Origin of the sequence: Streptomyces harbinensis (assembly GCF_900116145.1) — a bacterium.
Lineage (GTDB): Bacteria > Actinomycetota > Actinomycetes > Streptomycetales > Streptomycetaceae > Streptomyces > Streptomyces carpaticus.
The window spans coordinates 675,659-690,388 of the sequence record NZ_FPAB01000001.1; the positions used below are offsets into that span (position 1 = coordinate 675,659).

At 75.4% G+C, this 14,730-nt stretch carries 11 protein-coding genes; 6 read left to right on the forward strand and 5 right to left on the reverse strand.

What is annotated here, in order from left to right; all coding sequences use genetic code 11:
* Positions 1-12 precede the first annotated feature (12 nt).
* The 3 genes from BM385_RS03025 (at position 13) to BM385_RS03035 (ending at position 5,528) form a co-directional block, all read left to right on the forward strand.
* Entirely contained in the window at positions 13-1,809 is a 1,797-nt protein-coding gene (locus tag BM385_RS03025) for a gamma-glutamyltransferase family protein (protein ID WP_019434208.1), read from the forward strand.
* A gap of 97 nt (positions 1,810-1,906) precedes the next feature.
* Positions 1,907-4,216: a hypothetical protein gene (locus BM385_RS27015; RefSeq protein ID WP_093842094.1), complete on the forward strand. Its 2,310-nt coding sequence runs from the start codon at positions 1,907-1,909 to the stop codon at positions 4,214-4,216.
* Between the two features lie 88 nt (positions 4,217-4,304).
* The gene (locus BM385_RS03035; protein ID WP_139275137.1) at positions 4,305-5,528 is read left to right on the forward strand and encodes a hypothetical protein; all 1,224 of its coding nucleotides are present in this window, start codon (positions 4,305-4,307) and stop codon (positions 5,526-5,528) included.
* On the opposite strand, the gene BM385_RS03040 is transcribed toward BM385_RS03035, so the two are convergent.
* Positions 5,525-6,625: a hypothetical protein gene (locus BM385_RS03040; RefSeq protein WP_139275138.1), complete on the reverse strand. Its 1,101-nt coding sequence runs from the start codon at positions 6,623-6,625 to the stop codon at positions 5,525-5,527. The genes BM385_RS03035 and BM385_RS03040 overlap by 4 nt on opposite strands.
* A 107-nt stretch (positions 6,626-6,732) precedes the next feature.
* On the opposite strand from BM385_RS03040, the gene BM385_RS03045 reads away from it, so the two are divergent.
* The gene (locus BM385_RS03045; RefSeq protein ID WP_019434204.1) at positions 6,733-7,548 is read left to right on the forward strand and encodes an inositol monophosphatase family protein; all 816 of its coding nucleotides are present in this window, start codon (positions 6,733-6,735) and stop codon (positions 7,546-7,548) included.
* Between the two features lie 61 nt (positions 7,549-7,609).
* Positions 7,610-9,043, forward strand: coding sequence for a phytoene desaturase family protein (locus tag BM385_RS03050; protein ID WP_093842097.1), 1,434 nt, complete (start codon positions 7,610-7,612; stop codon positions 9,041-9,043).
* A gap of 49 nt (positions 9,044-9,092) precedes the next feature.
* On the opposite strand, the gene BM385_RS03055 is transcribed toward BM385_RS03050, so the two are convergent.
* Complete coding sequence (locus tag BM385_RS03055) at positions 9,093-10,823, reverse strand: BCCT family transporter (protein WP_093842098.1); 1,731 nt, start codon at positions 10,821-10,823, stop codon at positions 9,093-9,095.
* 168 nt (positions 10,824-10,991) lie between these two features.
* Here BM385_RS03055 and BM385_RS03060 point away from each other — a divergent pair, with 168 nt between their 5' ends.
* The gene (locus BM385_RS03060; RefSeq protein WP_019434201.1) at positions 10,992-12,110 is read left to right on the forward strand and encodes a glycerate kinase; all 1,119 of its coding nucleotides are present in this window, start codon (positions 10,992-10,994) and stop codon (positions 12,108-12,110) included.
* Positions 12,111-12,141: 31 nt separating this feature from the next.
* On the opposite strand, the gene BM385_RS03065 is transcribed toward BM385_RS03060, so the two are convergent.
* From BM385_RS03065 to BM385_RS03075, 3 genes are read right to left on the reverse strand one after another with little or no spacing between them, the layout of a single operon-like run.
* Complete coding sequence (locus BM385_RS03065; protein ID WP_019434200.1) at positions 12,142-12,729, reverse strand: hypothetical protein; 588 nt, start codon at positions 12,727-12,729, stop codon at positions 12,142-12,144.
* Positions 12,726-13,961: a DUF7224 domain-containing protein gene (locus BM385_RS03070; protein WP_019434199.1), complete on the reverse strand. Its 1,236-nt coding sequence runs from the start codon at positions 13,959-13,961 to the stop codon at positions 12,726-12,728. The genes BM385_RS03065 and BM385_RS03070 overlap by 4 nt, the downstream gene beginning before the upstream one ends.
* Positions 13,949-14,704, reverse strand: a complete 756-nt coding sequence (locus BM385_RS03075; RefSeq protein WP_019434198.1) for an ABC transporter ATP-binding protein — start codon at positions 14,702-14,704, stop codon at positions 13,949-13,951. Before BM385_RS03075 ends, BM385_RS03070 begins: the two co-directional genes overlap by 13 nt.
* Positions 14,705-14,730 lie beyond the last annotated feature (26 nt).

Consider the following 14,730-nt stretch of genomic DNA (forward strand, 5'->3'; position numbering starts at 1 on the left):
ACGCTTCGCCGCATGGTCACCACACGCCCCACCCTGCACGGCACCTTCGGCATGGTCTCCAGCACCCACTGGCTGGCCTCCTCCTCCGCGATGGCGGTGCTCGAAGACGGCGGCAACGCCTTCGACGCCGCCGTGGCGGCCGGTTTCGTCCTGCACGTGGTCGAGCCGCACCTCAACGGCCCGGCCGGTGACGTCCCGATCATCCTGGCCCCGGTCGGCGGCCGGATACAGGTGCTGTGCGGGCAGGGGCCCGCACCGGCCGGGGCCACCATCGGCCACTACCGGGACGCGCTCGGTCTCGACCTGGTGCCGGGCACCGGGCCGCTGGCCGCCGTCGTCCCGGGCGCCGTGGACGCGTGGCTGACGCTGCTGCGCGACCACGGCACCAAGTCCCTGGCGGAGGTGCTGAAGTACGCCATCGGGTACGCGGCCGACGGCCATCCGGCGGTGGAACGGATCGGGCTCACGGTGGAGTCGGTACGGCAGCTGTTCGAGGAGGAGTGGACCTCCTCGGCGGAGATCTATCTGCCCGGCGGCGCGGCCCCGGCGGCCGGCGGGATGCTGCGCAACCCGCAACTGGCCGCGACCTGGCGGCGGCTGCTCAAGGAGGCGGCCGGTCCGGGCCGGGACAGGGAGGCGGAGATCGAGGCGGCCCGCCGGATCTGGCGCGAGGGGTTCATCGGCGAGGCGATCGCCGCGCACGCCGCCCGGCCCGCGATGGACTCCTCGGGCGAGCGGCACGCGGGCGTTCTCACCGGGGACGACCTGGCGGGCTGGTCGGCCGGGTACGAGGAACCGGTGCGGCACGAGTGGCGGGGCTGGACGGTCTGCAAGCCCGGGCCGTGGAGCCAGGGCCCGGTGCTGCTCCAGCAGTTGGCGTTGCTGGACCCCGGGCTGGACGCGGACGCGTACGGCACGCCCGAGTACGTCCACACGCTGATCGAGGGCGGCAAGCTCGCGATGGCCGACCGGGAGGCGTGGTACGGGGACAACGGCGAGGTACCGCTGAAGGAACTGCTGTCGCCCGAGTACAACGCCGGGCGGCGGGAACTGATCGGCGAGCGCGCCTCGTTCGAGCTGCGTCCCGGGGCGCCCGGTGGCCGCACGCCGCGGATCGCGGCGGCGGCGCTGGCGGGCGCGGAGCGGGCCGGCGGCGCGGCGGTGGCGGGCTCCGGTGAGCCGACGGTGGACCGCAGCGGGGAGACGCGCGGCGACACCTGTCACGTCGATGTGGTGGACCGCTGGGGGAACATGATCAGCGCGACGCCCAGCGGTGGCTGGCTCCAGTCCAGCCCGGTCATCGCGGAGCTCGGTTTCCCGCTGGGCACCCGGCTCCAGATGACATGGCTGGAGGAGGGCCTGCCCACCTCGCTGACCCCGGGCCGCCGGCCGCGCACCACGCTGTCGCCGTCGCTGGCGCTGCGGGACGGCGAGCCGGTCCTGGCGTTCGGCACTCCGGGCGGGGACCAGCAGGACCAGTGGCAGCTGCACTTCTTCCTCGCGGCGGCGCTGCGCCCGCCGGTGCGCGGCGGACTCGACCTCCAGGGCGCGATCGACGCGCCGAACTGGCACCAGGACAGCTTCCCCAGCTCGTTCTATCCGCGGGGAACGCGCCCGGGCAGTGTCACCGTCGAGTCGCGGATCGGCGAGGAGACGATCGCCGGGCTGCGGCGCCGTGGGCACGAGGTGACGGTCGGCGGGCCGTGGACGGAGGGCAGGCTGTGCGCGGTCGGACGCGACCCGGAGCGCGGCGTGCTGCTGGCGGCGGCGAACCCGCGCGGAGCGCAGGGGTACGCCGTGGGCCGGTGACCGGCCGCCGCGCCAGTGGTCCGGAAAAGACGAGGGGAAAACTGCCCGTAGCACGGCGGTAACACGATCCGTAACACGGTTGGGTTCAGTAGCGGCCATGGCGGATGTGCCCAGGGCCCAGCAGCGGGAAGCGGCGGCCGAGCTGGCCGCGTTCACGGACGAGTTGCGCGCGGTCACCGCGGTGCTCGACCCGGCGGCCGGGTGGTACGCGGCGTTCTCCAGACGCAGCCCGGACGCACTGGCCGGCTGGCTGGCGGGCCGGGAGCTGCCGCCGTGGGACGTGGTCGCCGATCTGCTCCAGGACCTGGCGGTGCGCGGCGGTACGGACGCCGCCGGGCGGGCCGGCGAACGGCTGCGGACGCGGTACGAGAGCACGGCGCGGGCACTGGACGGACTGCCGCAGGCGCGGGCCGTGCTGGAACGGGCGGTGGCCACGGCGGACGAGGACCGCCGGTCCGCCGCGAGCCGCTGCGCGCGGCTGTCCGACGCGCTGCTGCTGGCCCGCCGGGTGGGGCAGGGCCGGGAGGTGGAACGGCTGGCGGCGCAGCGGCTCTGGGCCCGCGACGACGAGGAACGGGCCCGGGCGCGGGGCACCGCGCTGCGGGCGCGGCTGGCGGCGCTGCCACCTGCGGGGGTGGCGGCACAGCCGCCCGTGGAGGTGGCGGCACAGCCGCCCGTGGGGGTGGCGGAGGGTGCGGAGGGTGTGGGGGCAGGGGCAGCCGGGGCGGCGGAGTGGCCTGCGGAGGTGGTGGGGCCAACGGGGCGCGCGGCGGAGCAGCACGCGGGCCGAGCGGTCGGTGCCGCCGGGGCGGCGGCGCGGGCGTTGAGCGCGGAGGGGACGGAGACCGCGTGGAGGGCAGGGGCAGTGCCGTCTGCGGGAGCCGAGGGCCCGGCGGGGTCCGGGGAGTACGGGATCCGGCAGCCCGGCACCACTCCGGCCGCTGGGGGCCGGGCCGTTGCGCCGGGCACCGGCAGGGCGCGCGGCGGTGACCCGACCGTTGCGCCGGCCAGCGGCGCTCCGAGGGCCGGTGAACCGACCGTCGTCGATCCGGTCGTCGGGCAACCGGCTCCAGGTCCGGCGAGCGGCGGTCCCGGGGCGGGTGATGCGGTCGGCGCGTGGGCTGCCGGGCCGGTCAGCGGGCGACCGACCACGGGACCGGCACCGGCAGCAGGCGCAGCGAACACCGGGCCGGTCGCCAGGTGGCCGGGGGCCGTCCCGGACACCGGAGAACGAGCCCCTGCCTCCCCCGCTCGGCAGCCGCACAGCCGGCCAACCAGCGGCGGCGGAGCGGACATCGGCGAGCCGGCCGCCGCACCGTACGCCGGGGAGTCGGGTGCCGTGGGGCGGGCCATCGCGCCCGGTAACCCCGGCGCCGGGGTGCCGGCTCCCGCGCCGTACACCGGCAGTGGGGAAGCCGCTCCGGTTGCCGGTGGGGGCGCTGCCGCGCCGAACGCCGCCCGGACGGGCGCCCGGTCGGCCGGTGCCGTCCCGCAGGCCGGCGCTCCGGCCGGCGACGCGGCCACCGCACCGGCCGCTCAAGGACCCGGACTACGCGAGCCGGGCACCGGACAACCGGCCACGGCGACGGGGAGCCGCCCACCTGTCGCCGGACAACCGGACACCCCACCGGCCGCCGCACCGGAGGCCGGACCGACCGGCCGGGAGTCGGGGGGTGGTGAGCCGGCCGCCGGGGCGGGGAAGCGGCGGCGCAGGCCGCGCGGGGCGCGGTTCGCCGGGATCGAGGCCGAGGACGAGGTGGTGGCCGTGCCCCCGCCCGCCGATGGTGATGCCGTGCGGCCTCCTGCGGCGCCGCCGAGTGGCTCCCGGTTCGCGGGCGCGCTCCGCGAGTCCCGGCGGGAGCGGCGGCAGCGGCTGACCGAGGAGGACCGGCGGGCGGCGCTGGAACTGGCCGACCGGCTGGCCGCCTCGCGGTCCGCGGGGGCCAGCGGCGCGGCGCACATCGTGCTCAGCGAGGCGGTCGCCGGGCCGGCGGCCCGGCTGCCGGTGCTCATCGCCGAACTCGAACGCACCGGGCTCGCCTCGGAGGTGGCCACGTTGCTGTGGGAGGCGGCGTCGCTGCCGCCGGGGCCGCTGGCGGCGGTGGCGGAGGCGCTGGCGGGCGCCGACCGGGATCGCGACTGCGCCGTCCTGCTGCGCCAGGCCGCCGCCCGTCCGGCGCCGGAGGCGGGGGTGATCGCGGCGGAACTGTGGCACGCGGGCCGCGCGGAGGAGGCGGTCACCCTGCTGACGGCGCTGGTCGGCGCCCGTTCGGCGGAGGAGGCGGCGGGCGCGGCCCGGTCGTCCCCCGAGGTGGTGGGCCCGCTGCTGCTGACGGCGGCTCAGGCGCTCTCCCCGCGCCATCATTACGCGATCGGCAGTGAACTCCGCCGGGCCGGCCTGGCCTGACCGCCGACCGTGCCGCCGGGCCCGACGGCCAACCGCAGACCGCCGACCGCCGACCTGGCCCGGCTCGCCTCCCCGTAGGCTGATCGTCATGGCTGCGCGGGGGGCGGCGGGGCGCCGCAGGGTGGAGAAGTGGCTCGGTCCGGTGGTGGCGATGGCGCTGCTGGTACCGATGGGGCTGGTGGTGTGGCGCGCCGACGCGGATCGGTGGTGCTGGGACGTGCCGCCGGAGGTCGCCGCGCTCGCCGACGATCCGGCGGCGGCCACCGCGTACCTGGACCCGGGCCCGGTCTCCGGTGAGAGCACGGGGGCCGTGGCCGCGTTGCTCGCGCCCGGGCACTGGGTCACCTGTGACGGCCCGGCGGGGCCCGATCTGCTGGGGGCGATCCTTGTCGCCGCCACCACCGGGCAGACCCTCGCCGAGCAGGACGGTCCCGCGGTGCCGCACACGCCGGCCATGGCCTCGGTGGCGCACGAGACGGTGGTGGTCCTCGCGGCGGAACCCGAGGCGCAACGGCCGCCGTTCGTGCCGGGCGGCGGTGCGCGGTCCGCGATTCCGCCCGGCCTCGAACCGTATCTGGGGCTGATGCTCGCCGCCTATCTCACCGATCTGAGCCACCGGACCCAGCTGGCCGAGCTGGGCGACGTGCTGCTGGAGGAGCATCCGGTGCGGACCCTGCCGGATCCGGAGACCGGCGAGGCCCGGGTGCTGTTCGCCACCGCCGGTGAGCTGGTCACGGAGACGGATCCGGACAGCGGCGAGGCCCTGGAGTACTGGACCGATCCGCTACGGGATCTCACCACCGCGGTCGCGTCCCATCCCGAGGGGTACGCGGTGCTGTACGACGCCCACCTCGCGTACGCCGCGCGCTGTCTGGACCTGCTGACGGTGGACGAGGACGGGAAGCTGACCTCCGGAACGCGGGCCGCCGCGCTGCCCAATCCCACCGATCCCTTCGCGGAGATCACCGGGGGTGTCGCCGGGCTGTCGGTGCTCCGGGACGCGCTCGCCGAGGAGGGCGTCATCTCCGACGGGGCCGCCTTCGACGCCGCCGTACGGGAGCACAGCCGGGGTGTCCACCTCGCCACGGCCGAGCCGCCCGGGGAGCCGTCCGTCCTCGCCGGTGATCTGGCCCGCCGGGCCCCCGCCGGGCCGGCGGGCGACGCCGCGTTCCTGGACGGCCGGGCGCAGTTGCTGATGATGCTGGAGGACTGGGCGGGCGGGCGCGGGCTGCCCGAGCAGGAGTGGGTGCCGCTGCGGGCAGCGCTGGCGAGCAGCTACCACTGGTCGCACCGCTTCGCCTTCTGGAGCTAAGGCGTGACGGGCGGTTCGCAGCCGCGCCGTTCGGCCTGGTCGGTGGCGAAGGCGGTGACCAGCGCCGTGAGCGTCTCCTCGCCGACCGGGTTGTCCGAACTCGATGCGACCTCCGCCCGGAACAGGGCGAACGCCCCGTCGCAGGTGGTGAGGGCGGTCGCGGAGTACCCGTCGGCGCGGGGGCGCCACCGTTCGGAGAGCGGTCGCGCGGACGGATCGCGGGTACCGTCCATCCCGTCGGGACCGACGCTCTGCGCCATCGCCAGCTCGGCCCACGGGCCGTAGGCTCCGCTGACCGTCAGCATGCTGTTCCCTTCGTGGAACGGCAGCGCGCAGGAGGCGTACGGACCGCTGTCCGGGGCCGCCTCGTGCACCCGCCAGCCACCCTGCGGGGCGTCCTCGGGCAGGTCCGGGACGATCACCGCGCACGGCGACGCGCCGTTCAGCACCGCGACGGGCATCCCCGCCACCTGGCGGCGGACCGGGTCCTGGGGCGGCGGCACCGGGGCGTGGCCGCATCCCAGCCGGGAGGAGGCGGTGTTGGCGGCGGCGACCGCGGCCCGTACCAGCGGCTCGTCCTCGTCGGTGCCCCGGGAGACGGATGTCCGCAGTGTCACCAGCAGCGGGACGTCCGGGTCCGTGCAGGGCAGGAGCAGTGCGACGCGGGTGCCGTCGCCGCGCGATCCCTGGATCAGGAACCCGGGCAGCCCTTCCGGCAGCGCCGCCCCGCTGAGGGCGTCGCTCCAGCGGGCCGCGTCCAGCAGCCCGCCGTCCACGTCGTCCGCCCGGCGGCTCGCCGTCACGGTGAGCCACTGCGGATCGTGGAGCGCGCCGGTGCGCAGCAGGGTGCAGGTGAGCCGGTTCCGTCCGGGATCGCGTGCCACGCGCTGGGCGTCCACCTCGGGCCAGCCGGCCAGGGTGCGCAGTTCGGCGCGCGGCAGCAGCCCTTCGCAGGGCAGCAGGTGTACGGCCCGGGCGGGCGGGACGGTTCCCCCGGTGGCGCTCTGCAACGCCGCGAGCAGCGTCAGCAGCGCACCGAGCGCGATCCAGCGCTTCCCCGCCCCGCGCCACAACTCCCGTACCCGTACCCGTCCCACGGCCCGCCCCCGTCACCGTCCGCTGTGTTCCCCGCCTGCTCCCAGTGTGCCGCCCGCCACGGGGCAGCGGGGCACCGGGGCGGGGCCGCCCGTGTTTCGATGGGGTCATGATCGATGAAGAGCTGGCCATGAAGGTCGAGGAGGCCGTGCGGCTGGTCGCCGCCGAGGAGGTCATGCCGCGCTGGCGGCGGCTGGCGGCCGACGAGGTGGCGGTGAAGACGGCGCCGCACGATCTGGTGACCGTGGCGGACCGGCGGGCGGAGGAGCGGCTGACGGAGATACTGCCCCGGCTGCTGCCGGGTTCCGTGGTGGTGGGCGAGGAGGCGGTGGCGGCCGATCCGGCGACGTACGGGCGGCTGGCGGGTGACGCGCCGGTGTGGATCGTCGATCCGGTGGACGGTACGCGGCAGTTCGTGGAGGGCGATCCGGGTTTCTGCACCCTGGTGGGGCTGGCGCACCGCGGGGTGCTGGAGGGGGCGTGGACGCATGCGCCGGCGCTGGGGCTCACGGCGCGTGCGCGGCGCGGGGCGGGCGCGTTCCTGGACGGGGAGCGGCTGGTCGCCGGCGTGCCCGAGCCGGGCCGGCCGCTGACGGTGGCGCACGCGCATCCGCACTACACCTCCGCCGAGCAGAAGCGGGTGCTGGCCCGGCTGCGGGTGGACGGGGTGGCGCCGCGGGAGTGCGGTTCTGCGGGTCTGGAGTATCTGCGGGTGGCGCGCGGTGAGCTGGACGCGGTGGCGTTCGACTGGGAGTCGGCCTGGGACCACGCGGCCGGGCTGCTGCTGGTGCTGGAGGCGGGGGGCGTGCACGAGACGGTGGCGGGGGTGCCGTTCGCGCTGGCCGGGGGCAACGCGCTGCCGTTCACCGCGGCGCGGGACGAGCCGACCGCGCGGCGTATTCTCTCCTTGCTGTCCGGAGCGTGAAGAGCGCACAGAGCGTACAGAGCGTGCGGAGCGTCAACTCATCGGCGAGGGGAGCCGTAACGTGCCGACCATGCGGGACGCGGTGGTGGTGGGGGCCGGGCCGAACGGGCTGACCGCCGCCGTCGAACTGGCCCGGCGGGGGCTGTCCGTCGAGGTCTTCGAGGCGAAGGAGACGGTGGGCGGTGGCGCCCGCACCGAGGAGCTGACGCTGCCGGGGTTCCGGCACGATCCGTGCTCGGCGGTGCATCCGATGGGCGCGGGGTCGCCGGCGTTCAAAAGGATGCCGCTGGAGCGGTACGGGCTGGAGTGGCTGCACGCCGAGCTGGCGCTGGCGCATCCGTTCCCGGACGGGAGCGCGGCCGTGCTGGCCCGGGAGGTGGGGGTGACGGCGGCGTCGTTCGGGCCGCGCGACGCGGAGGCGTACCGGCGGCTGATGGCCCCGTATCTGGGCCGGTGGGACACGCTGGCCGGGGACTTCCTCAAGGTGCCGTGGGACGGGCTGCCGCGCGGGCCGCTGACGCTGGCGCGGTTCGGGCTGACGGGGATGCAGCCGGCGGCGTGGGTGGCGCGGGCCCGGTTCCGGGACGAGAAGGCGCGGGCGCTGTTCCACGGTCTGGCGGCGCATGTGATCTCGCCGGCCGGGACGACGCCGGCGACGGCAGCGATCGCGCTGGTGTTCGCGCTGGCGGCGCACGAGGGCGGGTGGCCGATCGCGCGGGGCGGGTCGCAGGGAATCGTGGACGCGCTGGCCGGGTATCTGACGGCGCTGGGCGGCACGGTGCACACCGGGGTGGAGGTGCGGCGGCTGGATGAGCTGCCGCCGGCCCGGGCGTACGTCTTCGACACCTCGCCGACCGCCATGGCGCGGATCGCGGGCCTGGGGCGGGCGTATCCGCGGTTCCGGTACGGGGCCGCCTCGTTCAAGATCGACTACGCGCTGGACGGTCCGGTGCCGTGGACGGCCCCGGAGGCGCACCGGGCGGGGACGGTGCATCTGGGCGCGACCGGCGCGGAGATCGAGACGGCGCTGCGGGCCGCCACGGTGGAGGGGCGGGCGCCGGAGGTGCCGTTCATGATCACCTCGCAGCCGACGCAGCTCGACCCGTCCCGCGCGCCGGCCGGCAAGCACGTGTTCTGGGCGTACGGGCATGTGCCCAACGGCTGGGACGGGGATCTGACGGAGGCGCTGGAGCAGCAGATCGAGCGGTTCGCGCCCGGCTTCCGGGATCTGGTGCTGGCGCGGGCGGTGGCCGGCCCGGCGGAGCTGGCCCGGCGCAACGCCAACTACGTGGGCGGGGACACCGCCTGCGGCGCGTTCAGCGGTCTGCAGACGATGTTCCGGCCGCGCCCGGCGTGGTCGCCGTACACCACCGCGCATCCGGCGGTGTTCCTGTGTTCGCAGGCCGCCTGGCCGGGGCCTGGGGTGCACGGGATGTCGGGGCACAACGCGGCGAAGGTGGTGTGGCGGCGGCTGCGGCAGCAGCGGCTGCGCTGAGCGTACGGGCGGGGCCGCGGCCGGCCCCGCCCGTTCCCCGCTCCGCTGCTCACTCCTCCGGCGGGCGCTCGGTGTTCTCCTCCTGCCGCTCGCGCGCCTGGCCGGCGACCCGGCGCAGCCGCCAGTGCCGCGGGCCGCGGGTCTGCTCCTCGACCGCCTCCCCGACCATGGCGCGTACCGCTTCGCGGACGCCGTGCATCGGCAGATGGCGCGGCATGCCGGCACCCGGGTCGGAGCGCAGTTCGCGCACCAGGGCCCAGCACATGGCGAGCATGACCACCACGAACGGCAGCGCCACCAGGATGGTGCCCGACCGCAGCGCGTCCAGGCCGCCCGCCACCAGCAGGACGGCGGCGACCGCGCCCATCAGCACGCCCCAGGAGACCACCAGCCAGCGGCGCGGGTGCAGGGCGCCCCGGCTGGTGAGCGAGCCCATCACCAGGGAGGCGGAGTCGGCGCTGGTGATGAAGTACAGCATCACCAGGATCATGGCGACGAACGCGGTGACGGTGCCGAGCGGCAGCGCGTCGAGCAGCGCGAACATGGCGGCTTCCTCGCCCTCGCGGGTGACCTCGCCGGTGAGGTCGGCGCCGCCGGTGGCGTCGATGCGCAGGGCGCTGCCGCCCATGATGGAGAACCAGATGATGGAGGCGCCGGAGGGGATGAGCAGCACGCCGATGAGGAATTCCCGGATGCTGCGGCCCCGGGAGATGCGGGCGATGAAGGTGCCGACGAACGGGGCCCAGGACATCCACCAGGCCCAGTAGAAGATGGTCCAGGTGCCCAGCCAGTCCTCGCTGCCGAAGGCGCCGGTGCGGGTGGAGAGCACCATGATGTCTTCGAGGTAGTTGCCGACCCCGGCCGGGATGGCGCCCAGGATGTACACGGTGGGGCCGACCGCGAAGATGAACAGGGCCAGGCTGATGGCCAGCACGATGTTGATGTTGCTGAGCCATTTGACGCCCTTGTGCAGGCCGCTGAAGGCGGAGATGACGAAGGCGCTGCCGAGCGCGGCGATGATGATCAGCTGGAGGGCGCGGGAGTCGTCGAGGTCGGTGGTGATGTTCAGGCCCCGGGACACCTGGAGCGCGCCCAGGCCGAGGCTGGTGGCGGTGCCGAACACGGTGGCGAAGACGGCGAGCAGGTCGATGAGCCGGCCGGGCCAGCCGGCGCTCAGCCGTTCGCCGATGAGCGGGACGAAGACGGCGCTGATCCGGTTGCCGCGCGCCTTGCGGAAGGTGGCGTAGGCGAGGCCGAGTCCGGCGATGCCGTAGATGGCCCAGGGGTGCAGCGTCCAGTGGAAGAAGGAGAATTCGAGCGCGGTGCGGGCCGCTTCGTCGCTGCCGGGTTCGATGTCGCCGAACGGGGGCGGGGAGGCGAAGTGCAGCAGGGGTTCGCCGACGCCGAAGAACATCAGCCCGATGCCCATGCCGGCGGCGAACATCATCGCGATCCAGGAGAGCGAGGAGAACTCCGGCTCGTCGTCGTCGCGTCCGAGCCGGATACGGCCGAAGCGGCTGAACGCGATGACCAGGCAGGCCACCACGAAGACGTTGCCGGCGATGATGAACAGCCAGGAGAAGTTGCCCAGCACCCAGTTGAGGGCGTGGTCGGTGACGGAGGAGAAGTTGTCCTTGCCGAACGCCGCCCAGGCCACCACGCCGAGGACGGCGGCCATGCCGATGGCGATGACCGTGGCATCGGGTGACGGGTCGGGGCGGTGCGGCGACCCGGTCCCGGTGTCGGGGGGCTCGGGAGGGGCGGTCGCATCCGTGGTCATAGTGCACCACTATGGGACGCATCTCCCCGTTCGGCGGGGTTCGGCGCGCCGCGATGTGAGCGGCGCGGCAGCCGGAAGGCATGGCCTCCGGCGGCGGGCGGCGGGTAGGGTCGCCCGGGCATGACTGCCTGGACACATGCAACGAAGCGACCACAACAGGGGCAGACCATGGGTCAGACGGCGCGCGTACTCATCGCCGCGGACAAGTTCAAGGGGTCACTCACCGCAGCGGAGGTCGCCGCCCATGTCACGGCGGGCCTGCACCGGGTCCGTCCGGAGGTGGCGGTGGAGGCCCTGCCGGTGGCCGACGGGGGCGACGGTACGGTCGCGGCGGCGGTGGAGGCCGGTTTCACCCTCCACGAGCGGGAGGTGACGGGGCCGCTGGGCGCCCCGGTCACCGCCGGATTCGCGGTACGCGGCGGGACCGCGATCGTGGAGATGGCGGAGGCGTCGGGGCTGCGGCACCTGCCGCCGGGGGTGTTCGCGCCGCTGACCGCGACCACCTACGGCACCGGCGAACTGCTGCGCGCCGCGCTGGAGACGGGCGCGCGCACCATCGTGCTCGGGGTGGGCGGCTCGGCCACCACCGACGGCGGCGCCGGCATGCTGGCGGCGCTGGGGGCGCGGCTGCTGGACGAGGACGGCGACCCGCTGCCGCACGGGGGCGGCCCGCTGCGGGAACTGGTGAGCGCCGACCTGACCGGCCTCGACCCGCGGTGGAAGGACACCGAGGTCATCCTGGCCGGCGATGTGAACAACCCGCTGACCGGCCCGCAGGGCGCGGCGGCGGTCTACGGCCCGCAGAAGGGCGCCGATCCGCAGGACGTCGCGGCACTGGACGCGGCGCTGAGCCACTTCGCCGGGGTGCTGGGCCGCACCGATCTGGCCGCCGCCCCGGGCGCGGGCGCGGCGGGCGGCGTCGGCTTCGGCGCGCTGGTCGGGCTGAACGCGGTCTTCCGGCCCGGGATCGAGGTGCTGCTCGATGTGCTGGGCTTCGCGCCGGCGCTGGAGCGGGCGACGCTGGTGATCACGGGCGAGGGCTCGCTGGACGCGCAGACCCTGCACGGCAAGGCCCCGGCGGGCGTGGCGGCGGCCTCCCGCGCGGCCGGCCGCAAGGTGGTCGCGGTCTGCGGCCGGCTGGCCATCGACAGCGGCACCCTGCGCACGGCGGGCATCGAGCGCGCGTACCCCCTGTCCGCGCTGGAACCGGACCCGGCCACCTCGATGCGCAACGCGGGCCCGCTGCTGGAGCGCGCGGCGGAGGAACTGGCCCGCGATCACCTGTAGGCCGGCCCGGATCGGCCGCCGCGCGCCGGAGTCAGCCGGACCGTACCCGCCCCCGGCGGGGGAGCAGCGCGAGACCGGCCGCGAACACCGCGGCCGACACCGCCCAGGCCCCCTCGTCCCCGGGCGGCAGCAGGACCACCGTCCAGGGGTGCGGGTAGCCGGCGTGGCCGTACCCGAGGAGGGTGACCAGGACCAGCCACACCACGGGTGCGGCCCCGGCCACGCGGTCGTCGGCGAGGCCGCGGACCAGCAGCATCAGGCCGCACAGGAACAGCAGGGTGCGGCCGGTGGCGGCCAGGGTCGGGGTGTCCAGCCACTGCGCGAGGGCACGTCCGAGCGGTACGGCCGGCGCGACCACGGCGACGGCCAGCGCCAGGTCGTAACGCCAGGTCCGCCGCACCCCGGTGTGTTCCTGGTCGGGCAGGCCCCGGCCGAGGCAGTGCAGCAGCCCGAGCACCACCAGCAGGGGGACCAACAGCGACAGCACGGTGGCGGGCGATCCGCCGGAGACCGCCGGCAGCGAGGCCGAACGGTCGTCCAGGATCACCAGCGCGAGCACGTACGCCGGGACGATGAGGCCGAGCAGCCACAGCTGCCGGGCCGTGGCCCACAGGATCACAGGACCTCCGGCCGGCAGACGGTCAGCGGTTCCTCGATGCTCCGGAACCACTCCTGCTGCTCGGCGACCGGCAGGGCCCGGATCTCCTCGGCGGCGCGCAGGTGTTCGTCGTGGCGGTTGAACGTCTCCGGCTCACCGGCGGTGAGCCACAGCCAGGCGCGGGCCGTGCTCTCCAGATCCCAGTCCGTCGTCGTGGCGAACGAACACGGCGGGTGCCAGGGCAGCGGGCTGAAGGCGATCGACTCCCGGTGCTGTCCTTCGGTCAGTGTGGGGTCGCTGTAAAAGAGCCAGCTGTTCTCGGGCAGGGGCGCCCGGTCGGACTGCATCACGATCCGTTCCGGCACGGTGAACCCGGCGGCGGCCAGCAGCGGGATCACTTCGTCCGCGGCCTCCCGTGCGCCGGGCAGCGCGGCGCGGTATTCGGGCGGCACGCAGACGGCGGGTGCTTCGCCGGCGCACACGGGGGTGAAGGCGCGCGGTACCGTCCTGGGCTCGTACTCCCAGTCCGCGACGATGGCGTACGCGCCGAGGGCGGCGGCGGTGACGCAGCCCGCCGCGGCCAGGACCCGGACCGCCACCTGCCGCAGCAGCGGGGCGACGGCCGCCATGGTGCCGGCGACGAGGCCGAGGGCGAGCAGGCCGGGGGCGGCCCAGCTGCCGACGGCGAAGGTTTCCGTGACCTGGACCGAGCCGGTGGGCAGGCCGTTGAGGTAGCGCAGCGGGGGCTCCATCGTGGCGGGCATGCCCATCCACAGATAGCTCGCCAGCAGCATCAGCGGGGCGGAGAGGAGGCCCGGCAGCAGGCTGCCGAGCAGGAAGCCGACCGCGCTGTGGGAGACGAGGACGAGGACGCCGGTGAGCAGCATGGGCACACCGGCGAGGTCGGGCACCGCGCGCAGTTCCACCCAGGCGGACGCCAGCGAGGTGAGCAGCCCGGCGGCGCCCAGGAGGGCCACCGGGGCCAGGGCGTTGGCGGCGACCGCGTACCGTCCGCGGCCGTGCGGGAGCCGCCAGATCCCGGCCCGCCGCAGCCGCCACGCCTCCCAGGCCGCGCAGCCGGCGCAGGCCGCGGCGGGGACGAAGAGGGCTTCCAGCGCGGAATTGGCCGCCGCGGCTCCGTAGCCCTCGACGGCGAACCGGGTGCGGTCCTCCGTCATCACCCAGGAGACCACCAGGGTCGGCAGCAGCACCCAGGCGACGCTGGAGACGCGCAGTGAGGTCAGGAAGCCCATGCCGCCTCCGGTCCGGTGAGCGCGTGGAAGGCTTCCTCGGCGCGGCGCGTCTCGGGGGTGCCGGCGGGGGCGTGGTCGAGGAAGTCGGCGACGGGGCCGGTGAACATGATCTGCCCGCCGTCCAGAACGACGACGTGCTCGAAGTCGGTTTCGACGTCCGCCACGTCGTGGGTGGAGACGATGGCGTGCACGTGCGGCGGCAGCTGGTCGAGGGCGTCCTGGAAGACCCGGCGCTGGCGCAGGTCGAGGCCGGCGGTGGGTTCGTCCAGCAGCAGGACCTCGGCGTCGTGGACGAGTGCCTGGGCGATGGCGACGCGGCGCAGCTGTCCGCCGGAGAGCTGGGTGGCCCGGTGGTCGGCGAACTCCTCCATCTCCACCTGGGCCAGGGCCTGGAGCGCCTGGCGCCGGGCGTCGCCGCGGCGCATGCCCTTGAGCCAGCCGGCGTAGGCGACCTGTTCGCGGACGGTCAGTCCGGGCACCGGGTGGACCTGCTGGGGCAGCCACGCGACCCGGCGCCGGTAGGCGCGCAGATCGGAGCGGCGGTCGGTACGCAGTGTGCCGTGGCTGACGTGGCCGGTGGCGGGGGTGCGGACGGTGGCGGCGAGGGAGAGCACGGTGCTCTTGCCCGCTCCGTTGACGCCCAGGAAGACCGTGCGACCCGTCGGGAAGGTGAAGGTGAGGTCATGGAGAACGGGGCGGTTCCTGCGGTAGCCGAAGGAGCAGCCCTGAAAGGTGATCGGCATGATCCGCTGACCTTATGATCATCCGG